Raw genomic sequence first — 23,033 nt, forward strand, 5'->3', positions numbered from 1 at the left:
GACGTCTCTCCCCGTGCGGATTGTTCAACCAGGCGGAGGGTAATCCTTCCGGGTGGCTGAACCGACCGGTCCGCTCCGCGCGTATCTCGCAGTGACCAGGATCGCAAAGGCGCGGTGACAGGGCTCGCTGTGTTCATGGAACACGCAATGGTGACATTCCATGAGCGGGCGGCGGATCCGCTGCTCCGGGCCCCGTTCACCAGGGCGTCCATGAGTCGCCCGAGCAGGGGTCCTGACAGGAAACATGGACCGGGCTCTCAGCTACCACTCAGGCATTCGTGACAGTTTCGACTCACGACATGGAATCCCCGACACGTCACATCTGTTGTGTAGGTGTCAGCACCTACGGGCACAGCGGAAGTTACGGGGAGGGCTGATGAACGTGGGGATGGCAAGGAACCGGGCAACCGGCGCGAGCGAGGGGACCGTGGCAATCGTGGACAAGAACATCGGCATGCGTACCGACGAGGTCGCCGAGGAGCGGGACCTGGTCGGCGTCTACCTGCACGAGATCTCCCGCACGCCGCTGCTGGACGCCGCCCGCGAGGTGGATCTCTCCAAGGCGATCGAGGCGGGGCTCTACGCCGAGCACCTGCTCGACACCGACCGGCTCCCCGAGGGGGCCACCCGGGACGAGCTGGAGCGCGTGGTGGCCGAGGGCGAGCGGGCGAAGGACCTGTTCATCCGCGCCAACCTGCGGCTGGTCGTCTCCATCGCCCGGCGCTACGTGCGCTCCGGGATGCCCATGCTGGACCTGATCCAGGAGGGCAACACCGGCCTGGTCCGGGCGGTCGAGAAGTTCGACTACGAGCGGGGCTTCAAGTTCTCCACCTACGCGACCTGGTGGATCCGTCAGGCCATCAGCCGGGCGATCGCCCAGCAGGAGCGGACCGTACGGCTGCCCGTGCACCTGGTGGAGGACGTCAACCGGATGCGCAACGTGGCCCGGCAGCTCACCCGTGAGCTGGGCAGCGACCCGGAGCCGGAGCAGATCGCGACCGCGCTCGGCGTCACCGTCGAGCGGGTCAACGAGCTGCGGCGCTGGTCGCAGGACACCGTCTCGCTGGACACCCCGGTCGGGGACGACGGCGACACCAACCTCGGTGACCTGGTCGCCGACAGCGACGCGCCGTCGCCGGAGGAGATCGTGCTCACCGGTCTGGAGCGGCAGCGGATCGAGGGTCTGCTCAACCACCTCGACGACCGGTCGGCCGGCATCATGCGGGCCCGCTACGGCCTGGAGGACGGCCGGGAGCATTCGCTGACCGAGGTCGCGTCGCGGTTCTCGCTCTCCCGGGAGCGCATCCGCCAGCTCGAGATCCAGGCCCTCGGCCGGCTCCGCGAGCTGGCCCGCGCCGAGGGGCTGCAGGCAGCCTGACCTGGTAGTAATGAACGACGAACGGCCGGCGTCCGACAGGGGGACGCCGGCCGTTCGTCGTCGCGGTCAGACCCGGCCGTAGCCGGCGATCGGCATGATGTTCATGCCCCGCTTGCTGACGTTGCGGCCCGCGCTGGGCGCGTCGATGATCTGGCCGCCACCGACGTAGAGCGCCACGTGCCCGAGCCCGGAGTAGAACACCAGGTCACCCGGTTGCAGCGCGCTGCGACTGATCCGGGTCACGACGTTCCACTGCCGCGCCGCGCTGTGTGGCAGGGACTTCCCGGCGGCCCGCCAGGCGGCCAGCGTCAGGCCCGAACAGTCGTAGCTGCCGGGACCGTCGTCGCCGTAGCCGTAGGGCTTGCCGACCGCGCCGTACGCGTACCGCACCGCCACCCCGGCCTTGCCGGAGACGGCCGGCGGCGTCCCCGCCGAACTGGACTTGGCCGGTGCCTCGGTGGCCCGCCCGTACGCCTGGCGGCGCATCTCGTAGAGACGGGACAGGTCCGCCTCGATCCGCTTCTTCCCGGCGGCGAGCTGCTTGGCCTGCGCCGCCTCCCGGGCCAGCGTGACGTCCAGTTGGGTCTTCTGGTCGATCAGCCGGCGCTGGTCGGCGGTGAAGCCGGTGATGGTGCGCTGCCGCTGCCGGGTGAGCTGGTCGAGCGTGCCCAACCGTTCCGGCAGCGCGGTGGTGCCTCCCGGCTCCAGCAGGGCCGCCGCGGTACGCATGCCACCGGTCTTGTACGCCGTGGCGGCCAGCACGCCCACGTCGGCGCGGCTCCGCTCGGCCTGTTCCTGCAAGGGGCCGATCTTGGCCGCCAACGTGGCCGCCTCGGCCTTGTTGGCCTTGATCTCCTCGTTGAGCTTGTTGTAGGACTCGACGATTCGCTCCAGCTCAGTCGAGGACTTCTCGATCTGCTTCGTCAGCTCGGCGGGGGTGGGCTCGGCCCGAGCCACCGACGCCGGGGCGAGCAGCGCGGCCGAGAGGCCGGCCACCGCCAGCGAGCGGAGCAGCATCCGTAAGGACGACAAGAGCGGAAAGCTCCTCTCCACGGTCGTCGGAACGCGCTGCCGCGCCCGTCGACACCAGCCCGGCGCCGTCCGGGTGGACGGCGGTCGACCGGACCGACCTGGACAACCTAACCCGTGATCGGAGTCGTCGGGAGTTCAAGGAGGGGCGAAAGTTGGCAAAGTGTCGGAAAGTGACAATGGTGACGCGGACCGTTCATGACCGTTCTCCGAGTGGCGCGGGGGTCACACAATGAATCGCGGATCCGGGAATCCCACCGCGGGAGCCCGCGACCCCGGGAGGCCACCGTGCAGACCGATCGCCCCTCCACCACGCCCACCCTGCTCTACGCCCGGCCCGGCATCGTGGTCACCGCCGAACGCTTCACGGTCGGGCGCAACAGTTGGCCGGTCGCCGACATCACCCAGCTCCGGACCGCCCGGGGCCCGCACGACCGGCTCGCCGCCCGGGCGGTCGCCGTCTCCGCCGCGCTGATCGCCGCGGTCGGCCTGCTGCTCGGCTTCACCGGCGGGCTGCAACGGCTCACCGCCGGGTCGTACCTGACGCTCGGCGCGGTGGGGCTGCTGCCGCTGCTGCTCGTGCTCGCCGGTGACCGCTGGCGACCACCGGCGCACGAGCTGTGGGGCCGCGTCCGCGGCGCCGAGGTGCTGCTGTTCAGCAGCGACGACGAGCGGCAGTTCGGCCAGGTCACCCGCGCGCTGCGCCGGGCCCGGGAGGGAGCGCGCCTGGGCGGCTGGACCGACCCGCCAGGCAGCGCCCCGTGGCGGCCGGCGCGCTGACCGGCGGTCAGCCCGCGACCGGCTCCGGGGTACGCGGGCGGCGCTCGGCGGCCACCCAGTGGCTCACCCGCCGCTCGGCGTAGAACGAGACGAACGGCACGGTGCCGGCCAGCATCACCAGCAGCATCCGCTTCAGCGGCCAGTCGGCCCGGCGGGACAGGTCGAACGTGAGCGCCAGGTAGAGCATGTAGAGCCAGCCGTGCGCGACTCCCACCACGGCCACCACGCTCGGGTTGTCGAAGCCGTACTTCAGCGGCATGCCGATCAGGACCAGCACCACCAGCGCCACGCCCACGATCCAGGCGATCACGCGGTACCGGGTAAGGGCTCCGCTCACCGTCGTCCGTCCTTCCGCACCGGCCTCAGCCGGGATAGTCGCCGGGCCGGGCGCCCGGATTGGCGTTCAACCAGGAAAGATAGCGGTTGTACGCGGCCAACTCGCCGTCGTCCGCCCCGTCGGCCGGCGCCGCCGGGGTCCGGGCGACGCGCACCGGCCGGCGTACCGCCGGGGTCTCGGCGACCGGCTCGTCGCCGGCCGCCGCCGACGGCGCCGGACCGGCCGGCTCCCCGCGCTCGGCCCGCAGGGCCTGCCGCACCTCGCGCCACCACACGAAGACCACGAAGCCGGCGAAGACCGGCCACTCGATCGCGTAGCCGAAGCTGAGCGCGTTGCCCCCGGCGGCCCGGGTCACCTGCCACCAGCCCAGCCCGAGGAAGGCCACCACCAGCACGACCATGGCCACGTGGCGCACGATCCACGCCGGTGTCCGGAGCCGCTGCATGCCGTCGAGGGTACCGGGGCCGCCGGCCGTCTCCGACACGGCGTCGTAGTGGCGAGGGTTTGGTGGCACCCCGGTTGGGCATCCGTCTAGTCGCCAGCCCGAACGAGACGAGGGGGCGACGATGACCGAATCGGTACGCCGGGACACCAGCCCGGAGCAGCGCGTCACCGAGTGGGACGGCGACGGCGAGATGATCGGGGTTGACCCGGTCGAACTCGCCGACGAGGACCTGATCCGGGAGATGCGGAGCCTGCACCGGACCCGGCTGGACACGCTGCGGCACGCCACCGACTCCGCGCTCGCCAACCACCTGCGCCGCACCGCCGAGCTGGAGACCGAGTACCTGGCCCGGCACCCCGGCCGCGAGGTCGACCCGCACCGGCTGCGGGACGCCTGATGGCCACCCACGCCGAGCGCGGCATGTCCGCGCCGCCCGAGGTGGTGTTCAACACGGCCACCGACCCGGACCGCTCCGCCGCCTGGCTGCCCGAGGAGCTGAGCCGCTCGGGCGAGTGCCGGGTGGAGGTGCTCGACGCCGACGACATGCGGGCCCGGTGGAGCAGCGCCGACTGGTCCGCCGAGATCGACGTGGAACCGGCCGACGCCGGCGGCGCCCGGGTCCGGCTGGACCTGGCCGGCCCCGACCACGGGCTGGCCGACGAGATCCTGGCCAACCTCGACCGCGAGGTGGCCGACAACCTGACTGCCGGTTGAGCCCGGCCGTCATGACGACGAGGGAGGCCGGGTTGACCGGGAGTGGCCTGAAGCAGAAGGTGGCGCGGCTGCGCCAGGCGTACGCGCCGCACGAGCACCGGCCGCTGGAGGGCTACCTGAAGGCGATGGGCACCTACGCCGGCGTGACCGCCGCGCTGGTCGGGGTGGTCCGGGCGACCGGACGTCCGGTGCCGGAGCGGCCCTCGCCCGGTGACGTGGTGCTGCTCTCGATCGCCACCCACAAGCTGAGCCGGCTGATCTCCAAGGACGCGATCACCAGCCCGCTGCGGGCGCCGTTCACCCGCTACGACCACCCGATCGGCAGCGGCGAGGTGATGGAGCAGGTCCGCGACGAGGGCAGCCCCACCCGGCACGCGCTCGGCGAACTGGTGAGCTGCCCGTTCTGCCTGGCGGTGTGGGTGGCCACCGGGCTCACCGGCGGCCTGGTGCTGGCGCCCCGGCTGACCCGGCTGGTGGCCACCGCGCTGACTGCGGTCGCCGCGTCCGACTTCCTCCAGATGGGCTACGCGGTGGCCCAGCAGGCCGCCGAGGGCGGCCACCGCGAGGAGTGAGCACCGACGAAACGGGGCCGGCGCGCACGCGCCGGCCCCGTTTCGTCGTGACGCCGGGATCAGGTGGGGGTGGTGCCGTGGTCCTCGCCGGCCCAGCCCCGCGACGTCTCCGGCTCCCGCTCGTCCTCCCCGGTGACGATGTCCCGGTCCACCGCGGTGCGGTCGTGCTCGTTGGCGAAGTCGGGCTCGGGCAGCGTGTCCACGCCCTCCGGGGGCTGGCCGAGCGCCGCCAGGTGCTCGTGCTCGGGCTCGCGGTCGGTCATGTGCGTCCTCTCGTCGGCGGGGTGCTCAGGCGACCGAGCCGCCCAGCAGGTCGGCCACCTCGTCCACCGCGTACTCGCCCTGGGGGAGCGCGGCGATCCGGGTGAGCAGCTCCGCGGGGAGTTCCGCGGCCACCGCCCGGCGGTAGATGTCGGTCTGACTGATCCGCTCCTGGCCGTGGTAGAGGTCGTCGAGCAGGTCGTCGAGCGGCCTGGTGTCCGGCTGCTCGGTCACGGGCGCGTCATCGGTCACGCCGACCACCTACCCGGCGCCGAACCGGTCAAACGCGGCCCAACCCGCTCAGGCCGGGGTGGGCAGCGCGGCCCGGCGGGCGCGGACCGCCTGGGCCAGGTGGTCGAGCACCTCGTCCGTGGTGTCCCAGCCGATGCAGGCGTCGGTGATCGACCGGCCGTACTCCAGCTCCCGGGTCGGGTCCAGGTCCTGCCGGCCGGGGCGCAGGAAGCTCTCCAGCATGATCCCCACGATGCCGCGCTGCCCGGCGGCGAGCTGCCCGGCCACGTCCGCGGCGACCAGCGGCTGGTTGCGGTGATCCTTGCCGCTGTTGGCGTGACTGGCGTCGATCACCACGCGCTCGGGCAGGCCGGCGGCGCGCAGCAGGTCCAGCGCCCCGGCCACCGACTCCGCGTCGTAGTTGGGCCGGCCGCCCCCGCCGCGCAGCACCAGGTGACCGTCCGCGTTGCCCCGGGTGTGCATGATCGCCGGGATGCCGGAGACGTCGATGCCGGGGAAGACGTGCGGCACGCCGGCCGCGCGGATCGCGTCGACGGCGGTGGCGATGCTGCCGTCGGGGCGGTTCTTCATGCCGATCGGCATGGACAGGCCGGAGGCGAGCTGCCGGTGCACCTGGCTCTCCACGGTCCGGGCGCCGATCGCGCCCCAGGCCACCGTGTCCGCGATGTACTGCGGGGTGATCGGGTCGAGGAACTCGCAGCCCACCGGCAGGCCCAGCCGCAGCACGTCGAGCAGGAGCGCCCGCGCGGTCCGCAGGCCGGTGTTCACGTCGCCCGAGCCGTCCAGCGCCGGGTCGTTGATCAGGCCCTTCCAGCCCACCGTCGAGCGCGGCTTCTCGAAGTAGACGCGCATCACCACCAGCAGGTCGTCGGCGACCCGGTCGGCGGCCTCGCGCAGCCGGCCCGCGTACTCCAGCGCGGCCGCCGGGTCGTGCACCGAGCACGGGCCGACCACCACCAGCAGGCGGTCGTCGGCGCGGTCCAGCACCCGGCCGACCGCGCGCCGGCCGGCCACGACGGCCTCGGCGAGGGACGCGTCGAGCGGCAGGTGGTGGTGCAGCAGGGCCGGGGTGGTCAACGGCACGACGCGGTCGATCCGCTGGTCGATGACCCGGCGGGTGTCCGGGGACGTGGTCACGGTGGGGATCCTTCCGCCGACCGCGCCCCGGGGCCGGCGCCCAGGGTGTCGAGCCGGCTGCTCGCATGCGAAAGGGCAGGGAACCATCCCTGCCCGGCCGGCTCGAAGAGGAAGTGACGTCAGCTCACGGTCGAGTCACCGGCTCCTCCAGCCGGCTGCCTAAACCATCGATACGAACGCGTCACGCCGGCAAGCGTACCCCGACGCGCCCGGGAACGCCCGTGCCGTTCCGCGAAGCGGGACGCGGGGTATGAGGACGCCCATGAGCCACCACCAGAGCGACCAGGACCGGATCTCCTCCCGCGCCCACCTGCTGCCCGAGGAGGCGGCGGCGGGCAGCGACGACCCGCAGGCGCAGGCCGACGCGATCCTCGCCGAGTCGGACCTGCGGGAGGAGGACCGCAACGCAGCCCCCGACACCGTGCTGGAGCACCGCACCTCGGCCGAGACCGTCAACCCCGTCGAGCCGCCCGACTGAGCGCGACGCCCCGGCCCCGCCGCGACCCCCGGTACCCGGCGTCGCGCAGCCGGGCCAGCGGGCCGGCCAGCCGCAGTCCCGGCGGCACGTTGCCGATCGGGTCGAAGGCCAGCGCGGCGTCCTCCAGGGCGCCGTGCCGGCCGCCCAGCCGCACCTCGCCGAACGGCCGCCACGGACCCACCGCGGAGGCCACCGCGAGCACCAGCCGAGGCTCGTCGCCGGCCACCGCCGCGTCCGCCTCGGCCAGCGTGCGACCCAGGTCGGGTGAGTCCGGGTCGGCCAGCGCGGCCAGGAACAGCCGCCGCGTCCCGGCCCGGAACGACATGATCGAGGTGTACGTCCCGGTGAGGCGCCGCCGGGGCAGCGGCAGGTTGCGCAGCACCGGCGCCGCGCCGCTGGAACTCACCAGCAGGTCCACCGGCGGCTCCGGGTCCCGGTGCAGCCGGACCGCCACGCCCAGCACGTCCGGCCAGCCGGCCGGCGTCGGCGTCCCCTTGGACAGCCGGACCGTGCCCGGAAAGCGACCGGGCCCGTCCAGCAGCGGCACGCCGGTCGGCGGTCCCGGCGTGCCCCAGATCAGCACGTCGGCGGCGAAGACGCGGCCGGCGGGATGCAGCAGTCGGGCGTGCCGGAGCCGGGCCAGCGCGGCGGCGGCGCGCTCGACGGCGGACGGTGCGGGGGTCATGCCCCGGTGGTACCCCGTCACGCGGCGACGACGCGGGGCGCGTGTCCCCTTTCCGCCCACCGGATCGGATAGCGTCGTGCCATGCCCGACAGCGGTTTCCCCTGGCCGATCGAGACGACCCGACTGGACAACGGCCTGCGTGTGGTGGTGAGCGAGGACCGCACCGCGCCGGCCGTGGCGGTCAACCTGTGGTACGACGTGGGTTCCCGCCACGAACCGGCGGGCCAGACCGGCTTCGCCCACCTCTTCGAGCACCTGATGTTCGAGGGTTCGGTGAACGTGGCGAAGACCGAGCACATGAAGCTGATCCAGGGCGCCGGCGGCTCGCTCAACGCGACCACCAACCCGGACCGGACCAACTACTTCGAGACCGTGCCGGCCGAGCACCTGGAGTTGGCGCTCTGGCTGGAGGCCGACCGGATGGGCGGCCTGGTGCCGGCGTTGACCCAGGAGACGCTGGACAACCAGCGCGACGTGGTGAAGAACGAGCGGCGGCAGCGCTACGAGAACGTCCCCTACGGCGACGCCTGGCTGCGGCTGCTGCCGCTGCTCTACCCGCCGGGCCACCCCTACCACCACGCCACGATCGGCTCGATGGCCGACCTGAACGCCGCCGACCTGGCCACCTTCCAGGCGTTCCACACCACCTACTACGCGCCGAACAACGCGGTGCTCACGGTGGTCGGCGACACCACCGCGGCCGAGGTGTTCGCGCTGGCCGACAAGTACTTCGGCGGGCTCGCCGCGCGCGCCGACCTCCCGGCCGCCCCGGACGGGCGCAGCGTGCCGGCGACCGGCCGGCCCGCGACGGAGACGGTCACCGCCGACGTGCCCGCCCCCCGCGTCTACCTCGCGCACCGCACCCACCCGTTCGGCGACCCGGGGTACGACGTGACCACGGTGCTCGCCACCGTCCTCGGCAGCGGTCGGGGCAGCCGGCTCTACCAGCGGCTCGCCGACGGCGAGCGGATCGCCCAGCCGGACCTGGTCGGCGCGTACGGCGTCGACCTGGCGCACGCGCCGGCCCCGCTGATCGCCACCGCCACCGCCCGCCCCGGCGTGAGCGCCGACCGGCTGCGCGACGGGCTGGCCGAGGTGGTCGACGAACTGGCCACCGTGCCGGTGACCGCCGCCGAGCTGGACCGCGCCAAGGCGCTGCTGAGCACCATGTGGTGGCGGCAGATGTCCACGGTGGACGGTCGCGCGGACACGCTCGGCCGGTACGCCACCCAGTTCGGTGACCCGGCCACCGCCGCCGACCGGCTGCCCGCCTGGCTGGCCGTCACCGCCGAGCAGATCGCCGAGCAGGCCGCCGAGCTGTTCGGCGCCGCCGACCGGGTGACCCTGACCTACCTGCCCGAGGAGACCTCATGACGCTGATCGCCACCCGACCCGGTCCCGGCGCCGCCCGCGCCTACCGGTTCCCCCAGGTGGTCCGGCGGACGGTCGCCGGGGGGCAGGTCGTCGCCGCGCACCTGCCCGGGCAGAACCTCGCCGTCGCGCTGCTGCTGCTCGACGGCGGCGCGGGCCGCGAACCGGTCGGCAAGGAAGGGCTCGGCGCGGTGCTGGCCAAGGCGCTGGAGGAGGGCACCGCGCAGCGCGACGCCACCGCGTACGCGCTGGCCATCGAGGCGCTCGGCACCGAGCTGGTGGCCGGGCTCGACTGGGACTCGTTCCAGGTCAGCGTGCAGGTGCCGGTGGGCCGGCTGAGCGCCGCGGTGGAGCTGATGGCCGAGGCGGTCCGCACCCCGCGCCTCGACCCGGCCGACGTGCTGCGGGTCCGCGACGACGAGGCGACCGCGCTGCGGATGGACTGGGCCAACCCGGGCCCGCGCGCCGACGCGGTGCTGCGCGCCGACCTGTTCGGCGCCGAGCACCGGTGGGGGCGCCCGCTCTACGGCGACCCGGAGAGCGTGGCCGCCCTGGAGGTGGACGACGTCACCGTCTTCCACTCCGAGTGGTTCATCCGCCCCGGCACCCTCGTCGTCGCCGGCGACCTGGACCGCATCGACCTGGACGCGCTCGGCGCGGCGGCGTTCGCCGGCACCGGCGGCGGTCCGGTCGACCGGGGCGGCCCGATCGACGTCCCGCTCGCCGGCCGGCGGCGCGTCATCCTGGTGGACCGGCCCGGCTCGGTGCAGTCCACGCTGCGGCTCGGCCACCCGTCGCCGCACCGCGCCCACCCCGACCACGTGCCGATGACGCTCGCCGGCACGGTGCTCGGCGGCGCGTTCACCTCCCGCCTCAACCACCTGATCCGCGAGGTGCGCGGCTACACGTACGGCATCCGTGGCGACTTCGCCTCGTCCCGGCGGTTCGGCCGGTTCGCGGTCAGCTCCGGCGTGCAGACCGCGGTGACCGCGCCGGCGCTCGTCGAGGCGGTGGGCGAGGTGACGCGTACCCGGGAGACCGGGGTGACCGAGGAGGAGCTGGAGGTGGCCCGCTCGTGGCGGGCCGGCCAGCTCTCGGTCGAGCTGCAGAGCCCCCGGGCGATCGCCTCGGCGCTGACCACGCTGGTGGTGCACGACCTGCCGGACGACTACCACGCCCGGCTGCGCGAGGCGCTGCTCGCGGCCACCGTCGAGGAGGTCTCCGCGGCGGCCGCGGCGCACCTGCACCCGGAGGCGCTGACGCTCGTCGTGGAGGGGGACGCGGCGGTGATCCGGGACGAACTGGTGGCCGCCGGCCTCGGCGAGGTGGTCGACCAGGCGTGACCGGCGGGGGCGGCGGGATCGATGTGATTCCCGTCGCCCCGGCCCGCGCGCTGGGAAAGGCTTCCCGCCCACCCGGCCGGGCTGGGTAGCCTCGCGGGCATGAGGATCGGCATTGTGGGTGCCACCGGCCAGGTCGGTGGCGTGATGCGGCAGGTGCTGGCGGAGCGCGACTTCCCGGCGGAGCAGGTGCGGTTGTTCGCCTCGGCGCGGTCCGCCGGGCGCACCCTGCCCTGGCGAGACGGCGAGGTGACCGTCGAGGACGCGGCCACCGCGGACTACCGCGGGCTGGACATCGTGCTCTTCTCGGCCGGCAAGGGCACCGCGAGGGAGCTGGCCCCCCGGGTCGCCGAGGCCGGCGCCGTGGTGATCGACAACTCGTCGGCGTTCCGGATGGACCCCGAGGTGCCGCTGGTGGTCGCCGAGGTCAACCCGCAGGCGATCGCCGACCGGCCCCGGGGCATCGTGGCCAACCCGAACTGCACCACCATGGCCGCCATGCCGGTGCTGCGCCCGCTGCACGCCGAGGCCGAGCTGGTCGGCCTCGTGGTCGCCACCTACCAGGCGGTCTCCGGCGCCGGCCTGGCCGGCGTCGCCGAGCTGGACGAGCAGGTCCGCAAGGTGGCCGAGGACGCGAGCGCGCTCGCGTTCGACGGCTCGGCGGTCCAGTTCCCGGCCCCGCGCTCGTTCGCCCGCCCGATCGCGTTCAACGTGCTCCCGCTGGCCGGCTCGATCGTCGACGACGGCTCCGACGAGACCGACGAGGAGCAGAAGCTCCGCAACGAGAGCCGCAAGATCCTCGGCATCCCCGGGCTCAAGGTCTCCGGCACCTGCGTGCGGGTGCCGGTGTTCACCGGTCACTCGTTGCAGATCAACGCCCGGTTCGCCCGGCCGATCGACCCGGCCCGGGCCCGCGAGCTGCTCGCCGGCGCGCCCGGGGTGGCGCTGAGCGACGTGCCCACCCCGCTGGAGGCAGCCGGCCAGGACCCGACGTTCGTGGGTCGGATCCGGGCCGACGAGACCGTCGCGCACGGGCTGGCGCTGTTCTGCGCCAACGACAACCTGCGCAAGGGCGCGGCGCTCAACGCCGTACAGCTCGCCGAGCTGGTCGCCGCCGAGCGCTGAGCCGGCCGTCGTACCGCCGCGGGGGCGTCCGGGACACGGACGCCCCCGCAGCGGGTATACCGGCCCGGTCGCCGGCGGCCCGCGCCGGCGGGCGGGGGGAACGATGGCAGCCGGACGCGACACCGGGGACGTCCAGGAGGTCGAGGCCGGACTTCGCTCGGACACGGCCCGGGCGATCGGCTTCAGCGACGCGGTCTTCGCCATCGTCGTCACGCTGCTGGTGCTCGACCTGAGCGTGCCCGAGGTGACGCCGGGCGGGATGCCGCACGCGCTGATCGTGCAGTGGCCGGTCTACCTCGCCTTCGTCACGTCCTTCCTCTACGTGGCGGTCAACTGGCTGAACCACAAGGGCACGTTCCTCCGGGTCCGCTGCTCCGACCGGGGACTGGACTGGACGAACCTCGCGGTGCTGTTCGGCGTGACGCTGCTGCCGTTCGTGACCGCGCTGGTCTCCCGCGCGGTGGAGAAGGGCGACACGTCCGACGAGCGGGTGGCGATCGGCGCCTACGCGCTGCTCGGCGTGCTCCTCTCGGCCGCCTGGATGTGGCTCCACCACTACCTGCACGGGCACCCGAAGCTGTTGCAGGCCGGGGTGCCGCAACGCTTCTTCGCCGCCGAGCGGCTCCGCGCGCTGTTCGGCGTGGCCGCGTACGCGATCGCCGGCGCGGTGGGGTGGTGGGTGAGCGTGCCGGCGGCGCTCGTGGTGTTCCTGCTGCTGCCGATCTTCTACGGGCTGTCCAGCAACGGCTCCTACGAGATCCGCCGACGGATCCGGCGCCGACGGTGAACCGGCAGGCGTTACCCCGCCTCGGGCGGCGGGTAGACCGCGGTGCCGACACCGAGAGGGGAGCACCATGACAACGGTCGGAGAGTTCATGACGACCCGGTTGGTGACGATGGACGGCAACGACACGCTCGCCGCGGCGGCCCAGGAGATGCGCGACAGCGCCATCGGCGACGTGGTGGTCACCGACGGCGACAACGTGGTCGGCATCGTCACGGACCGGGACATCACGGTCCGGGGCGTGGCCGAGGACCGGAACCCCGCCACCACCCGGCTCAACGAGATCACCAGCAAGGACGTGGTGACGGTCAGCCAGAACGACGACGCGGTCGCCGCCGCCGACCTGATGCGCACGTACGCCGTGCGGCGGCTCCCGGTGACCGAGGACGGCCGGCTGATCGGCCTGGTCTCGATGGGTGACCTGGCGGTCGAGCGGGAACCCCAGTCGGTGCTCGCGGACATCAGCGCCGACGACCCCAACAACTGACCGTCCGCCGCGGTGACGCCGGCCCCCGGTTCGGGGGCCGGCGTCTCGCGTGCACCCCACCTGCCGCGCCTCACCCGATCCGGGCGAGGTTGACCCGGGACCCGGCGGGGACCCGTGCTGTCGACGGGACGGCCGCTGGTAGCGCGGGAGGAGTCGCCTTCGATGGTGGACACGGCCACGAGATTCTTCGAGGAGCTGGACCGGCGGGGCTTCGAGCCGCTGCTGGTCAAGACGTCCGGAACGCTCCGGTTCGACCTGCACGAGGGCGCGCAGACCAACCACTGGCTGCTGGAGATCGACCGGGGCAACCTGCGGGTCCGGCAGGAGGACGGCGAGGCGGACACGGTGGTGGGCACCGACCCCCGGCTCTTCGGCGCGCTCGTCGACGGCGAGGAGAACGCCATCGCGGCGCTGCTGCGCGGCGACATGACTGTCGTCGGTGACCTGCGGCTGGTGCTCCAGATCGAACGCGTCTTCCCCGGTCCGCCGGACTCCCGCGGGCCGCACCACGCCTTTGCCAGGAGGGCCGCCTGATGGCCGGAAGCAACACCGTCCGGATCCTGGACGGCAACACGTTCGTGGTCTCCGAGGACACCGGCGACATCGAGGCCACGCCGAGCGAGCCGACCGGGCTCTTCTCGCTCGACACGCGATACCTGTCGAAGTGGGTGCTCACCGTCAACGGCGAGCGGCTCAACGCGCTCTCCTACGACGACCTGCAGTACTACGAGGCCCGGTTCTTCCTGGTCCCCGGCATGGCCACGCACTACGTGGACGCCAAGCTGTCGATCATCCGGGAGCGGGTGGTGGGGGGCAGCTTCCGGGAGACGCTGACCATCCTCAACCACGACGAGAAGCCCGTCGACCTGGAGATCCGGATGGACGCGGGCTCCGACTTCGCCGACCTCTTCCAGGTCAAGGACGAGATCCTCAACAAGAAGGGCGAGCTGTACGCCGAGGCGGAGGCGGACCGGCTGCGGCTCGGCTACCGCCGGGGGAACTTCAAGCGGGAGACGGTGATCTCGGCGAACCAGCCGGCCCGCTACGACAACCGGGGCTTCGCCTGGAGCATCCACCTGGAGCCGAACGAGCAGTGGGACGCCGCCATCGACGTGCGGACGTTCGCCATCGGGCCCGGCGGCCGGGACCTGCGGATCGGGTTGCGGGCGCACGGCACCGAGCGGCTCGCGCTCGAACACGACCTCCAGGAGTGGGTCGACAAGGCGCCCAAGGTCAACAGCGAGCACGGCCGGGTCGCCGCGACCTACCGGCGGAGCCTGGTCGACCTCGCCGCGCTGCGCTTCTCACCGCTGTCGCTGGGCGGGCAGACGCTGCCCGCGGCCGGGCTGCCCTGGTTCATGACCATGTTCGGCCGGGACAGCATCCTCACCTGCCTACAGGTGCTGCCGTTCGCGCCGGAGATGTCGAAGACCACACTGCGCATCCTCGGCGCCCTGCAGGGCACCCGCTTCGACGACTTCCGCGACGAGGACCCGGGCCGGATCCTGCACGAGATGCGCTACGGCGAGACCGCCGCGTTCGAGGAGCAACCGCACTCGCCCTACTACGGCTCGGTGGACGCGACGCCGCTCTTCGTGGTGCTGCTCGACGAGTACGAGCGGTGGAGCGGCGACGTGGCGCTGGTCAAGGAGCTGGAACGGGAGTGCCGGGCGGCGCTGAAGTGGATCGACGACTACGCCGACCTGGTCGGCAACGGCTACATCTGGTACGAGCGGCGCAACACCGAGAACGGCCTGGAGAACCAGTGCTGGAAGGACTCCTGGGACTCCGTCTCGTACGCCGACGGCTCGCTGCCGCCGTTCCCGCGTGCCAGTTGCGAGGTGCAGGGGTACGCGTACGACGCGAAGACCCGGGCCGCCCGGCTGGCCCGGGAGTTCTGGGGCGACCCCGCGTACGCCGACCAGTTGGAACGCGAGGCGGCGCAGCTGAAGGCCCGGTTCAACCGCGAGTGGTGGGTCGAGGAGGGGGGCTTCTACGCGCTGGCGCTGGACCCGCAGGGGCGCAAGTGCGACGTGCTCAGCTCCAACATCGGCCACCTGCTGTGGAGCGGCATCGTCGACGACGAGCGGGCGCCGCGGATCGCCGAGCACCTGGTGGGACCGCGGCTCTGGTCCGGCTGGGGGGTGCGGACGCTGGCCGAGGGCGAGATCCGCTACAACCCGATCGGCTACCACAACGGCGCGATCTGGCCGTTCGACAACTCGTTCATCGCCTGGGGCCTGCGCCGGTACGGCTTCGCCGAGGAGGCGGCCACCGTGGCCAACGGCATCCTGGACGCGGCCACCTACTTCGACGGCCGGCTGCCCGAGGCGTTCGGCGGCTACCAGCGGGAGCTGACCAAGTTCCCGGTGGAGTACCCGACCGCGTGCAGCCCGCAGGCGTGGTCGACGGGCGCTCCGCTGCTGCTGATCCGGACCATGCTCGGCCTGGAGCCGCACGAGGGGCACCTGGCGGTGGACCCGCGGCTGCCGGTGGGCATGGGGCGGATCGAGGTGCTGGACATCCCGGGCCGCTGGGGCCGGGTGGACGCGTTCGCCCGGGGGCGGCTGGACCTGCACAACCTGGCCGGCTGACCCGGCTGACCCGGCTGACCCGGCCGGGTCAGTCGGTCAGTGGCCGGGCGGCGGCTCGGCGGCGTGCGCCTCGTGCGGGGGCAACAGGCAGAACTCGTTGCCCTCCGGGTCGGCCAGCACGGTCCACCGGGGCAGCTCACGGACCACCGTGGCGCCCGCCTCCAGCACCGCGGCCCGCTCCTCGGCGTCGCCGACCAGGTCCAGGTGGATCCGGCCGGGAGCGGGCAGGTCACCCGCCGGGCTGATCCACAGGTCCGGCCGCCGCCCGTGCGGATCGCGCAGCAGCACCGCCTCGGTCGGCCCGAGCGTGCGGTCGGCCAGCTTCGCCAGGTCCGCCTCGACCACGGGCAGCCCGCTGACCGCGCTCCAGAACGGGGCGAGCAGGTAGGGGTCGCGGCAGTGGATGACGATCGCGGCGAGGTCGGGCATGCCTCGAACCTAGTGGGCCGCGACCGTCGGGAGGACGCTGTCCAGGAACGTGGCGGCGACCGCGCGCAGGTCGGGGCGGGCCAGGTCGAGGGCGTGCCCGCCGTGGGTGAGCCAGAGGTGGGTCGGGTGGCCGGCGGCGAGCAGCCGGCCGGTCAGCTCCAGCGCCTGGGCGGCCGGCACCGGCACGTCGTCGCGCCCCTGCACCAGCAGCACCGGCACGCCGGACCCGAGGTGACCGGCGACGGCGGCGTCGGCGGTGGCCGGGTCACCCGCGGCCGGCGGGTGCCCGAGCAGGTCGGCCCACGGGTCGTCGCCCGCCGGGCGGCGGCGCCGCTGCTCCGGGTCGAGCGGGTCGACAGGAGCCCAGTACGCCAGCGCGCCCGCCACGTCACCCGGCCGGTCCACCCCGCGCAACGCCAGGTGCAGGGCGAGCATCCCGCCGGCCGAGTCACCGCCGACCAGCAGCGGGAGCCCGCCCGCGGTGGCCCGGGCGGCCCGCGCCCCGGCGCGGACGTCGTCGAGCTGCGCCGGCCAGCGCGCCTCGTGCGAGAACCGGTAGCTCGCGGCGACCACCCGCAGGCCGAGCGACGCGAGCGCGGCGCCGTCCTCGTCGGAACGACCCCGCCAGCCTCCGCCGTGGATCCAGAACAGCACGCCGCGTTCGGTCATCGGCCCATGGTGGCCGACGCGGATCCGGTCTGACGAGACCGGTCTGCTCAGGGCAGAGCATCCCTACGGTCGGGTAACCTACTCGGGGTAAAGTTGCCGGATGCCGGAACTCGTGTACCCGCCTGTGATCACCGCCGCCAAGACGATGTTCCGCGCTCTCGACCTGCGCCTGGACGTGCGGGGCAGCGAACACGTGCCCACCACCGGCGGGGCGGTGCTCGCGTCCAACCACGTGAGCTACCTCGACTTCATCTTCTGCGGCTACGGCGCGTACGAGTCCCGGCGGCTGGTCCGGTTCATGGCCAAGGAGAGCGTCTTCCGGCACCGCGTCTCCGGGCCGCTGATGCGCGGCATGAAGCACATCCCGGTGAACCGCGCGGCCGGCGCCGGCTCGTACGCCGCGGCGGTCGGCGCGCTGCGCCGGGGCGAGGTGGTCGGCGTCTTCCCGGAGGCGACCATCAGCCGCTCCTTCACCGTCAAGGACCTGAAGAACGGCGCGGCCCGGATGGCGCAGGAGGCCGCCGTGCCGCTGCTGCCGGTGGCGCTCTGGGGCACCCAGCGGCTGTGGACGAAGGGGCGTCCGCGCACCCTGACCCGCCGGCACACCCCGATCACCATCCTGGTGGGCGAGCCGATGGACCCGGCCGCCTACCCGGACGCCACGGTCCTGACCGCCGAGCTGCGTACCCGGCTGTCGGCGCTCGTCGACCGCGCCCAGCGGGACTACCCCGAGCAGCCCGCCGGCCCGGACGACGCCTGGTGGCAGCCGGCCCACCTCGGCGGCGGCGCGCCCACCCCCGAGCAGGCCGCCGAGCTGGACCGCTCCGACCGCCGCTCCCGCACCACCTCCTGACCGACGCTCAGCAGGCGGAGCCGGGCTGGTCCCGGGCCGGGAAGTACACCGGCCACGGTGCGGACTCGGCCACCGGCCGGCGGTAGTAGTCGTCCCGGGACAGGAACTCCACCGGCAGCGAGCCGGGCATCGTCACCGCGCCCAGCGTCGGGCCGGGGGAGGCGGCCACCCGGGTGGCGAGGACGTCCCGCTCCGGCGGGGACAGGTCCACCAGGTCGGGGTGGACCAGCCGGAACCCGGCCACCGAGCGGCGTACCTGCCTCGCCAGCGCGCTGACCAGGGCGACCGGGCCGGTGAGCGCGAGCGCCGGCTGCCGGATGGTGCGCAGCGCGTCGCAGACCACGCGCAGCTCCACCGCCTCGTCGCCGACCTCGGCCAGCTCCAGCCGGGACGGCCACTGCCAGCGGATCTGGCCGCTGACCAGGCGGGACAGCCGGGCCGGGCGCCGGTGCCGGGCGCCGGCCGGGCTGTCCCGCCCGGGGACCAGGGTCAGCTCGGGGCCGGTGCAGACGTAGACCAACCGCCGGTCGGTGAGGGTGACCGAGGCGGGGTCGGGCAGCGACCAGCAGCGGACGTCCTCGGTGGGGCCGAGCAGGTGACCGGCGACCGACAGGCGGTGCTGGGCGAGCAGCCGCTCGCCCGGCTCGGGCACCAGCGCGTAGCGCCGGTCGAGCAGTGGACGGGTGGGGTCGTCGTCGGCGTCGAAGCGGTGTGGCCCGATGAAGAAGGGTGCGGCGTCCTCCGGCACGGTACGACCTCCCGGTGACGGTTGGCGGTACCGATGAGCCTCCCCGATTCCCGGGTGGCTGTCATGACACCCGTTAGGGGGTCGGCCGGTCGGCGGACGCCTGCGACCGGTAGATGCCGATCTCTTCCGGTCGGACGAGGCCGTCCTCGATCGCCCGGGCGAGCAGGGCCGCCTTGGTGGCCGCCGGACGACCCGCTCGCGTGTACTTGATCCGCGCCCGGTCCACGTACTGCTTCACGGTGTGCTCGCTGATCTGCATCCGGCGCGCCACCGACGCCTTCGACATCGACTGGAACCACAGCAGCAGCGCCTCGCGCTCCTTGTCCGACAGGGCGGGCCGGTCCGGGCGGGCGTCACCGACCATCGCCCCGGCCAACGCCGGCGGCACGTACGGGCGGTCGCTCGCCGCCGCGAGCACGGTGCCCACGCAGTGCTCGCGCCCCTCGTGCTTGGCCAGGAACGCCACCGCGCCCGCGTCCAGGGCGGCCAGCATCGTCTGCGGGTCGGTGTGCTCGGAGTAGACCACCACCCGCCGCCCGGCCGCGCTCAGCTCGGCCAGCTTGTCCAGCACCATCCGCCCGTGCAGCCGCAGGTCGAGCAGCACCACCTCGGCGTGCGGCGCGGCCCGCAGCACCGCGTCCGGGTCGTCGCCGGTCGCCAGCACCCGCAGCCGCGGCTCGGTGGACAGCCAGGCGCGCACGCCGTCGATCACCACGGGATGGTCGTCGACGATCGCCACCCCGATCGGGTGCCCGGCGTTCACGTCCGCCGCCAGCGGGTCTGCGTCCATCTGATCTCCCCGTCCCGCTCGTCCTTCCACTCCACCGGACCGGCACCGCCGGGTGGCGTCACCCGGTCGTCCGGGCCGTCGTGGTCCGGCGTCACCAGGCTGACCACCACCTCGTCCGGGCCGGCGACCACGGTCAGCCGGGCCGAGCCGCGGGCGCCGGCGAGCGCGGCGGTGAGCGGGTCGGCCAGCCCGCGTCGCACGTCGACCGGCAACTCCGGCGGCGTGCCGACCGCGACCAGCTCGATCGGCAGGCCGTTGCGTTCGGCCAGGTCGGCGGCGGCCCGCAACTCGTGCAGCAGCGGATCGGGCACGTCGTCGGACTCCGCGATCAGCCGGCGCAGCCGGGCGGCGGCCAGCACCGCGCGGCGGCGTACCGCCTCGTCGGCCGGGTCGGCGTCGCCGTCCGCCAACGCGGCCAGCACCTCCTCGGCGGTGCCGCCGACCAGGGCGAGCCGGGCCTGCCGCTCGCGCTGGGCGCGCTCGGCGGCCTCCCGTTCCGCGGCCACCGCCAGCACCGCCGCGGCGGTGCCGGCCCGGTCCCGGGCCAGCGCGGTCAGCGCCGCCGCGCCGGCGAACACCGCCACCGGCAGCGTGGAGGTGCCGTAGACGTACATCGCGTAGCGGCTCAGGTCGGCCGGCGCGGTCGCGCCGTCCAGCACCACCGCCACCAGCGCGATCGTCGCGTGCGCCGCCAGCACCACCAGCAGCCAGCGCACCGGGCGCTGCCAGAGCACCAGGAGCAGGAACCAGGCCAGCCCGCCCCACACCCAGTTGGCGGTGCTGAACAGGAACCGCTCGCCGGCCGCCGCGAAGACCGCCGCGTCGACCACCAGCAGCACCGCGGCCAACCGCCGGGCCGGGGGCAGCCCACCGCGCAGCAGGCGTACGCCGGTGGCGACGCCGACCAGCGCGGTCACCAGCCAACCGACCGCCACCACCGCCGGGGCGGCCATCCCGGGCCCCGCCGCGAGCACCGCCGGCAGCCCGATCACCAGGTGCCAGGCCAGCGCGATGACGACCGCGACGAGCCGGGCGCCCCGGTCCGACGCGTCCGCCACGGCGTGCGCCTCCGGCGGGGCCCCGGCCGCGCGGGCGCCGGTGGACACCCGGCGCCGGGGGAGCGGCACCGGGCGGGTGGTTACCGCCGTCGGGGACTCAGTCGCCATCCGACCACTCCAGCCGGACCCGGGTGCCTCGACCAGGGGCGGAGGTCACCACCGCCCGACCGTCCACGGTGGCCATCCGCCCGTGGATCGACTCGCGCAGCCCGTACCGATGGGCCGGGACCGTCGTCGGATCGAAGCCGGGACCGTCGTCGACCACCTCGACCACGACGGCCCGGCCCTCGCGGCCCAGGCGCAGCGCGGTGGCCGCGCCGGGCGCGTGCCGCGCCACGTTGGCCAGCGCGGCGGCGGCGCTGTCGGCGAGCGCCGCGGCGACCTCCGCCGGCACCCGGCACGGTGGCAGCGTCGCGGTCACCGGCAGCTCCGGCAGCCCGGCGAGGACCGTGCGCAGCCGCTCGTCCAGCTCCGCCTCGCCGGTCGCGGCCCGCGTGCCGGCCAGCGCGCCGAGGGTACGCAGGTCCGCCGCGCACCGCTCGCGCAGCGCCGCCGAGCCGCCGGGGACCGCGCCGAGCCCGACCATGGTCAGCGTGCCGAGGACCGTGTCGTGCAGGTCCCGGTTGTGCCGCCGTTCCGCCTCGCGCGCGGCGCGGGCCACCACCGCCTCGTGGGACAACCGCCGGAACTCGGCGAACGCGGCGTCGCCCCGGCCGATCCACCGGCGCATCACCGCGGTCATCACCGCCGTGCAGCCGGTCTGCACCAGCAGCGTGCCGGTGTGCGCCCGCGCCTCGACCGGGTTGCCGGCCAGCGTCGCGCCGGTGGCGTAGGCGGCGGTGACCAGCAGGCCGGCCGGCACCGACCAGCGGGCCGGCGCGGTGGCCTGCGCGTTGATCACGGTGGTGCTGGCCAGCACCGCGACCCAGCTCGCCTCGCCGGGCAGCACCTCCGGCGCGACCAGCCACCCGATGGCCAGCGCGGTGGCGGTGGTCAGCGCCACGTCGCCGGCCACCAGCGCGCCGCCGATGCCGTGCCGGAACGCGCGGACCGCGTACCAGACGGACCAGGCGGTGAGCGCGACGACGGCGGGGACCAGCAGCGCCACCCGCACCGGAGGTGTCCGCACCGACAGGGCGACCACCGCGCCGACCAGGCCGCAGGTGAGCCGGAGCAGCGCCGGCAGGGTGGTGAAGATCAGCGTGAACGCGCCGCCCGCGGGACGGTCCAGTGGGGACCGGGGCACTGTCGTGGCGGTAGCCACCGGCATCGGGGAGGCGTCCTTCCGGCAGCGACCCGGCAGGGGTCCGCACGGCATAGATTGACGCCGGAGAATAACATGCTTTGTCGGTACCGGTCACGCTCGGTGCGCGGCGCGTCGACGGTTTGTCCGAGGCTCCTACCCTGCGCTCATGGTGTACGAGCCGGCCATGGTGCCGCCGAAGAAGTCCAGGCGGACGCTGTTCGTCGTGCTGGGTGTGGTGCTCGCCCTCTGCTGTTCGGGCGGCGCGATCGGTGGCTTCGTGCTCTACCGCGTGGCCCGGGAAGCCACCGGCCCGGCCCGCGCCACCGTCGACACCTTCGCCGCCGCGGTGGTCGCCCGCGACTACCCGACCGCGTACGGGCAGTTCTGCGCCCAGGTGCGCGACCGGCTCGACGAGGCGGACTTCGCCCGGCAGCAGTCGGCCCAGCCGGAGCTGACCGGCTACGAGATCGTCGGGGTGAACGTGGCGAACACCAACGGGCGGGTGCACGGGTCGGCGAACGTCCGCTTCACGCCGCGCGACGGAGTCGCCATCACCCAGGTCCTCCCGCTCGTCAAGGAAGACGGGGACTGGCGGATCTGCGACTGAGCCACTCCAGGGCCGCCTCGGCGTGCCGAAGCACGGAGATGTGCCCGTCGCCGGAGAACCGGCGCAACTCGGCCGACGGGCACCGGGCGGCCAGCCACTCGGCGTGCGCCACCGGCGCCATGCCGTCACGCTCGCCGTGCAGCAGCAGGACCGGCGGCGTGACGTCGGCCGGGTCGAAGCCCCACGGCCGCACGTAGGCCAGGTCGTCGTCGATCAGCGGGCCGGGACCGTGCTCGGTGCCGGGCCCGACCACACTGTCGAACCAGGACCACTCGGCGTGCAGCGCGGCCAGGTCGGCGTCGGTGAACTCGGGGTCGTATTCCACGCCGGAGGTCTCGTGCGCCTCCTTGGCCGCCCGACCCGCCGCGGCGGCCCGCAGCGACGCCACCCCGGACGGCACCATGCCGGCGAACCAGTCCAGTCCGGCCGCGCCGTAGGGCGCCAGACCGGCGCCCACCACCACCGCGACCACCCGTTCGGGCAGCAGCGCGCCGCAGGCCAGGGCGTGTGGGCCGCCACCGGAGTGGCCCATCACCGCGAACCGGTCGAGGCCCAGCGCGTCGGCCACCGCAGCCACGTCCGACGCCACCGAGGCGACGTCGCGACCCGGAGCGGGCGTGGAGCCGCCGTAGCCGGGACGGTCGTGCGACACCCAGCGCAGCCCGAGGCGGTCGGCGGCGGCGAACAGCGGCGCGGGCGGGGCACCGACGTTCGGCGTGCCGTGGTGCCAGAAGACGGGCAGCCGGTCGGCCCCGCCGGTGTCGTAGACGTGCAGGGTGCGGCCGTCGGGCAGGCGCAGGTCCGTCTCGGTCACCATGGGCGCAGACTAGCGGCGGCCGGTGACACTCCCGGCCGCCGTGCCTG

29 protein-coding genes are annotated in these 23,033 nt (G+C 74.2%); 15 read left to right on the forward strand and 14 right to left on the reverse strand.

What is annotated here, in order from left to right; genetic code table 11:
• Positions 1 to 388 precede the first annotated feature (388 nt).
• Positions 389 to 1,378: a sigma-70 family RNA polymerase sigma factor gene (locus H1D33_RS00095; RefSeq protein ID WP_181572527.1), complete on the forward strand. Its 990-nt coding sequence runs from the start codon at positions 389 to 391 to the stop codon at positions 1,376 to 1,378.
• A gap of 66 nt (positions 1,379 to 1,444) precedes the next feature.
• Here H1D33_RS00095 and H1D33_RS00100 read toward each other — a convergent pair whose 3' ends face one another.
• The gene (locus tag H1D33_RS00100) at positions 1,445 to 2,410 is read right to left on the reverse strand and encodes a C40 family peptidase (RefSeq protein WP_181569957.1); all 966 of its coding nucleotides are present in this window, start codon (positions 2,408 to 2,410) and stop codon (positions 1,445 to 1,447) included.
• Between the two features lie 285 nt (positions 2,411 to 2,695).
• Between H1D33_RS00100 and H1D33_RS00105 the strand changes: the two genes are divergently transcribed.
• On the forward strand, positions 2,696 to 3,187 hold the full coding sequence (locus H1D33_RS00105) for a DUF6232 family protein (protein ID WP_181569956.1): 492 nt from the start codon (positions 2,696 to 2,698) through the stop codon (positions 3,185 to 3,187).
• A 7-nt stretch (positions 3,188 to 3,194) separates the two neighbouring features.
• Here H1D33_RS00105 and H1D33_RS00110 read toward each other — a convergent pair whose 3' ends face one another.
• Both H1D33_RS00110 and H1D33_RS00115 read right to left on the reverse strand, forming a co-directional pair.
• Positions 3,195 to 3,524, reverse strand: coding sequence for a DUF3817 domain-containing protein (locus H1D33_RS00110; protein WP_181569955.1), 330 nt, complete (start codon positions 3,522 to 3,524; stop codon positions 3,195 to 3,197).
• A gap of 25 nt (positions 3,525 to 3,549) precedes the next feature.
• On the reverse strand, positions 3,550 to 3,969 hold the full coding sequence (locus H1D33_RS00115) for a hypothetical protein (RefSeq protein ID WP_181569954.1): 420 nt from the start codon (positions 3,967 to 3,969) through the stop codon (positions 3,550 to 3,552).
• A gap of 121 nt (positions 3,970 to 4,090) precedes the next feature.
• Here H1D33_RS00115 and H1D33_RS00120 point away from each other — a divergent pair, with 121 nt between their 5' ends.
• The 3 genes from H1D33_RS00120 to H1D33_RS00130 are packed head-to-tail and all read left to right on the forward strand — an operon-like array spanning position 4,091 to position 5,255.
• Positions 4,091 to 4,366 carry a DUF6158 family protein gene (locus H1D33_RS00120; RefSeq protein WP_181569953.1) on the forward strand — a complete coding sequence of 92 codons (276 nt, stop codon included), beginning with the start codon at positions 4,091 to 4,093 and terminating at the stop codon, positions 4,364 to 4,366.
• Positions 4,366 to 4,683: an SRPBCC family protein gene (locus H1D33_RS00125; RefSeq protein WP_181569952.1), complete on the forward strand. Its 318-nt coding sequence runs from the start codon at positions 4,366 to 4,368 to the stop codon at positions 4,681 to 4,683. The genes H1D33_RS00120 and H1D33_RS00125 overlap by 1 nt, the downstream gene beginning before the upstream one ends.
• 11 nt (positions 4,684 to 4,694) lie before the next feature.
• Positions 4,695 to 5,255: a DUF1360 domain-containing protein gene (locus H1D33_RS00130; RefSeq protein ID WP_181569951.1), complete on the forward strand. Its 561-nt coding sequence runs from the start codon at positions 4,695 to 4,697 to the stop codon at positions 5,253 to 5,255.
• A gap of 59 nt (positions 5,256 to 5,314) precedes the next feature.
• Here the strand turns inward: H1D33_RS00130 and H1D33_RS00135 are convergent, their stop codons facing one another.
• From H1D33_RS00135 to H1D33_RS00145, 3 genes are read right to left on the reverse strand one after another with little or no spacing between them, the layout of a single operon-like run.
• The gene (locus H1D33_RS00135) at positions 5,315 to 5,518 is read right to left on the reverse strand and encodes a hypothetical protein (protein WP_107157081.1); all 204 of its coding nucleotides are present in this window, start codon (positions 5,516 to 5,518) and stop codon (positions 5,315 to 5,317) included.
• A gap of 25 nt (positions 5,519 to 5,543) precedes the next feature.
• The gene (locus tag H1D33_RS00140; RefSeq protein ID WP_396765422.1) at positions 5,544 to 5,777 is read right to left on the reverse strand and encodes a hypothetical protein; all 234 of its coding nucleotides are present in this window, start codon (positions 5,775 to 5,777) and stop codon (positions 5,544 to 5,546) included.
• 39 nt (positions 5,778 to 5,816) lie between these two features.
• Complete coding sequence (locus H1D33_RS00145) at positions 5,817 to 6,914, reverse strand: 3-deoxy-7-phosphoheptulonate synthase (protein ID WP_181572526.1); 1,098 nt, start codon at positions 6,912 to 6,914, stop codon at positions 5,817 to 5,819.
• 253 nt (positions 6,915 to 7,167) lie between these two features.
• Here H1D33_RS00145 and H1D33_RS00150 point away from each other — a divergent pair, with 253 nt between their 5' ends.
• Positions 7,168 to 7,383, forward strand: a complete 216-nt coding sequence (locus H1D33_RS00150) for a hypothetical protein (RefSeq protein ID WP_181569949.1) — start codon at positions 7,168 to 7,170, stop codon at positions 7,381 to 7,383.
• Here the strand turns inward: H1D33_RS00150 and H1D33_RS00155 are convergent.
• Positions 7,358 to 8,068 carry a phosphodiesterase gene (locus H1D33_RS00155; RefSeq protein WP_181569948.1) on the reverse strand — a complete coding sequence of 237 codons (711 nt, stop codon included), beginning with the start codon at positions 8,066 to 8,068 and terminating at the stop codon, positions 7,358 to 7,360. The two genes, H1D33_RS00150 and H1D33_RS00155, sit on opposite strands and share 26 nt — an antisense overlap.
• A gap of 81 nt (positions 8,069 to 8,149) precedes the next feature.
• On the opposite strand from H1D33_RS00155, the gene H1D33_RS00160 reads away from it, so the two are divergent.
• The 7 genes from H1D33_RS00160 (at position 8,150) to H1D33_RS00190 (ending at position 15,769) form a co-directional block, all read left to right on the forward strand.
• Positions 8,150 to 9,442, forward strand: a complete 1,293-nt coding sequence (locus H1D33_RS00160; RefSeq protein ID WP_181569947.1) for a M16 family metallopeptidase — start codon at positions 8,150 to 8,152, stop codon at positions 9,440 to 9,442.
• Positions 9,439 to 10,782 (forward strand): M16 family metallopeptidase, encoded by a 1,344-nt coding sequence (locus H1D33_RS00165; RefSeq protein ID WP_181569946.1) that lies wholly within the window; start codon positions 9,439 to 9,441, stop codon positions 10,780 to 10,782. Before H1D33_RS00160 ends, H1D33_RS00165 begins: the two co-directional genes overlap by 4 nt.
• A gap of 99 nt (positions 10,783 to 10,881) precedes the next feature.
• Positions 10,882 to 11,904 (forward strand): aspartate-semialdehyde dehydrogenase, encoded by a 1,023-nt coding sequence (locus tag H1D33_RS00170; RefSeq protein WP_181569945.1) that lies wholly within the window; start codon positions 10,882 to 10,884, stop codon positions 11,902 to 11,904.
• Positions 11,905 to 12,007: 103 nt separating this feature from the next.
• The gene (locus H1D33_RS00175; RefSeq protein ID WP_181569944.1) at positions 12,008 to 12,691 is read left to right on the forward strand and encodes a TMEM175 family protein; all 684 of its coding nucleotides are present in this window, start codon (positions 12,008 to 12,010) and stop codon (positions 12,689 to 12,691) included.
• 67 nt (positions 12,692 to 12,758) lie between these two features.
• Positions 12,759 to 13,175, forward strand: coding sequence for a CBS domain-containing protein (locus H1D33_RS00180; protein ID WP_181569943.1), 417 nt, complete (start codon positions 12,759 to 12,761; stop codon positions 13,173 to 13,175).
• 162 nt (positions 13,176 to 13,337) lie between these two features.
• A complete protein-coding gene (locus tag H1D33_RS00185) occupies positions 13,338 to 13,709 on the forward strand; it encodes an SCP2 sterol-binding domain-containing protein (RefSeq protein WP_181569942.1) in 372 nt (123 codons plus the stop codon).
• Positions 13,709 to 15,769 (forward strand): amylo-alpha-1,6-glucosidase, encoded by a 2,061-nt coding sequence (locus H1D33_RS00190; protein ID WP_181569941.1) that lies wholly within the window; start codon positions 13,709 to 13,711, stop codon positions 15,767 to 15,769. The genes H1D33_RS00185 and H1D33_RS00190 overlap by 1 nt, the downstream gene beginning before the upstream one ends.
• Before the next feature lie 36 nt (positions 15,770 to 15,805).
• Here the strand turns inward: H1D33_RS00190 and H1D33_RS00195 are convergent, their stop codons facing one another.
• Entirely contained in the window at positions 15,806 to 16,198 is a 393-nt protein-coding gene (locus tag H1D33_RS00195; protein WP_181569940.1) for a VOC family protein, read from the reverse strand.
• A gap of 9 nt (positions 16,199 to 16,207) precedes the next feature.
• Positions 16,208 to 16,867 (reverse strand): alpha/beta hydrolase, encoded by a 660-nt coding sequence (locus H1D33_RS00200; protein ID WP_181569939.1) that lies wholly within the window; start codon positions 16,865 to 16,867, stop codon positions 16,208 to 16,210.
• A 100-nt stretch (positions 16,868 to 16,967) separates the two neighbouring features.
• Here H1D33_RS00200 and H1D33_RS00205 point away from each other — a divergent pair, with 100 nt between their 5' ends.
• Positions 16,968 to 17,720 carry a lysophospholipid acyltransferase family protein gene (locus H1D33_RS00205; protein WP_181569938.1) on the forward strand — a complete coding sequence of 251 codons (753 nt, stop codon included), beginning with the start codon at positions 16,968 to 16,970 and terminating at the stop codon, positions 17,718 to 17,720.
• 7 nt (positions 17,721 to 17,727) lie between these two features.
• On the opposite strand, the gene H1D33_RS00210 is transcribed toward H1D33_RS00205, so the two are convergent.
• The 4 genes from H1D33_RS00210 to H1D33_RS00225 form a co-directional block, all read right to left on the reverse strand.
• Positions 17,728 to 18,468: a hypothetical protein gene (locus H1D33_RS00210; protein WP_181569937.1), complete on the reverse strand. Its 741-nt coding sequence runs from the start codon at positions 18,466 to 18,468 to the stop codon at positions 17,728 to 17,730.
• A gap of 73 nt (positions 18,469 to 18,541) precedes the next feature.
• On the reverse strand, positions 18,542 to 19,258 hold the full coding sequence (locus tag H1D33_RS00215) for a response regulator transcription factor (RefSeq protein WP_181569936.1): 717 nt from the start codon (positions 19,256 to 19,258) through the stop codon (positions 18,542 to 18,544).
• Positions 19,228 to 20,424, reverse strand: a complete 1,197-nt coding sequence (locus H1D33_RS00220; protein ID WP_181569935.1) for a hypothetical protein — start codon at positions 20,422 to 20,424, stop codon at positions 19,228 to 19,230. Before H1D33_RS00220 ends, H1D33_RS00215 begins: the two co-directional genes overlap by 31 nt.
• Positions 20,414 to 21,586 (reverse strand): sensor histidine kinase, encoded by a 1,173-nt coding sequence (locus H1D33_RS00225; protein ID WP_181569934.1) that lies wholly within the window; start codon positions 21,584 to 21,586, stop codon positions 20,414 to 20,416. Before H1D33_RS00225 ends, H1D33_RS00220 begins: the two co-directional genes overlap by 11 nt.
• 142 nt (positions 21,587 to 21,728) lie before the next feature.
• On the opposite strand from H1D33_RS00225, the gene H1D33_RS00230 reads away from it, so the two are divergent.
• The gene (locus tag H1D33_RS00230) at positions 21,729 to 22,169 is read left to right on the forward strand and encodes an Rv0361 family membrane protein (RefSeq protein ID WP_181569933.1); all 441 of its coding nucleotides are present in this window, start codon (positions 21,729 to 21,731) and stop codon (positions 22,167 to 22,169) included.
• On the opposite strand, the gene H1D33_RS00235 is transcribed toward H1D33_RS00230, so the two are convergent.
• A complete protein-coding gene (locus tag H1D33_RS00235; protein ID WP_181569932.1) occupies positions 22,135 to 22,986 on the reverse strand; it encodes an alpha/beta fold hydrolase in 852 nt (283 codons plus the stop codon). The genes H1D33_RS00230 and H1D33_RS00235 overlap by 35 nt on opposite strands.
• Positions 22,987 to 23,033 lie beyond the last annotated feature (47 nt).

Origin of the sequence: Micromonospora ferruginea (genome assembly GCF_013694245.2) — a bacterium.
Taxonomy (GTDB): domain Bacteria; phylum Actinomycetota; class Actinomycetes; order Mycobacteriales; family Micromonosporaceae; genus Micromonospora; species Micromonospora robiginosa.

Coding starts and splice junctions, on each gene's coding strand:
- H1D33_RS00205 (WP_181569938.1), top strand. CDS start 16,968: ATGCCGGAACTCGTGTACCCGCCTGTGATCACCGCCGCCAAGACGATG.
- H1D33_RS00235 (WP_181569932.1), bottom strand. CDS start 22,986: ATGGTGACCGAGACGGACCTGCGCCTGCCCGACGGCCGCACCCTGCAC.
- H1D33_RS00125 (WP_181569952.1), top strand. CDS start 4,366: ATGGCCACCCACGCCGAGCGCGGCATGTCCGCGCCGCCCGAGGTGGTG.
- H1D33_RS00135 (WP_107157081.1), bottom strand. CDS start 5,518: ATGACCGACCGCGAGCCCGAGCACGAGCACCTGGCGGCGCTCGGCCAG.
- H1D33_RS00195 (WP_181569940.1), bottom strand. CDS start 16,198: ATGCCCGACCTCGCCGCGATCGTCATCCACTGCCGCGACCCCTACCTG.
- H1D33_RS00220 (WP_181569935.1), bottom strand. CDS start 20,424: ATGGCGACTGAGTCCCCGACGGCGGTAACCACCCGCCCGGTGCCGCTC.
- H1D33_RS00120 (WP_181569953.1), top strand. CDS start 4,091: ATGACCGAATCGGTACGCCGGGACACCAGCCCGGAGCAGCGCGTCACC.
- H1D33_RS00175 (WP_181569944.1), top strand. CDS start 12,008: ATGGCAGCCGGACGCGACACCGGGGACGTCCAGGAGGTCGAGGCCGGA.
- H1D33_RS00200 (WP_181569939.1), bottom strand. CDS start 16,867: ATGACCGAACGCGGCGTGCTGTTCTGGATCCACGGCGGAGGCTGGCGG.
- H1D33_RS00230 (WP_181569933.1), top strand. CDS start 21,729: ATGGTGTACGAGCCGGCCATGGTGCCGCCGAAGAAGTCCAGGCGGACG.
- H1D33_RS00155 (WP_181569948.1), bottom strand. CDS start 8,068: ATGACCCCCGCACCGTCCGCCGTCGAGCGCGCCGCCGCCGCGCTGGCC.
- H1D33_RS00165 (WP_181569946.1), top strand. CDS start 9,439: ATGACGCTGATCGCCACCCGACCCGGTCCCGGCGCCGCCCGCGCCTAC.
- H1D33_RS00180 (WP_181569943.1), top strand. CDS start 12,759: ATGACAACGGTCGGAGAGTTCATGACGACCCGGTTGGTGACGATGGAC.
- H1D33_RS00225 (WP_181569934.1), bottom strand. CDS start 21,586: ATGCCGGTGGCTACCGCCACGACAGTGCCCCGGTCCCCACTGGACCGT.
- H1D33_RS00170 (WP_181569945.1), top strand. CDS start 10,882: ATGAGGATCGGCATTGTGGGTGCCACCGGCCAGGTCGGTGGCGTGATG.
- H1D33_RS00190 (WP_181569941.1), top strand. CDS start 13,709: ATGGCCGGAAGCAACACCGTCCGGATCCTGGACGGCAACACGTTCGTG.
- H1D33_RS00160 (WP_181569947.1), top strand. CDS start 8,150: ATGCCCGACAGCGGTTTCCCCTGGCCGATCGAGACGACCCGACTGGAC.
- H1D33_RS00215 (WP_181569936.1), bottom strand. CDS start 19,258: ATGGACGCAGACCCGCTGGCGGCGGACGTGAACGCCGGGCACCCGATC.
- H1D33_RS00150 (WP_181569949.1), top strand. CDS start 7,168: ATGAGCCACCACCAGAGCGACCAGGACCGGATCTCCTCCCGCGCCCAC.
- H1D33_RS00130 (WP_181569951.1), top strand. CDS start 4,695: ATGACGACGAGGGAGGCCGGGTTGACCGGGAGTGGCCTGAAGCAGAAG.
- H1D33_RS00095 (WP_181572527.1), top strand. CDS start 389: ATGGCAAGGAACCGGGCAACCGGCGCGAGCGAGGGGACCGTGGCAATC.
- H1D33_RS00185 (WP_181569942.1), top strand. CDS start 13,338: ATGGTGGACACGGCCACGAGATTCTTCGAGGAGCTGGACCGGCGGGGC.
- H1D33_RS00115 (WP_181569954.1), bottom strand. CDS start 3,969: ATGCAGCGGCTCCGGACACCGGCGTGGATCGTGCGCCACGTGGCCATG.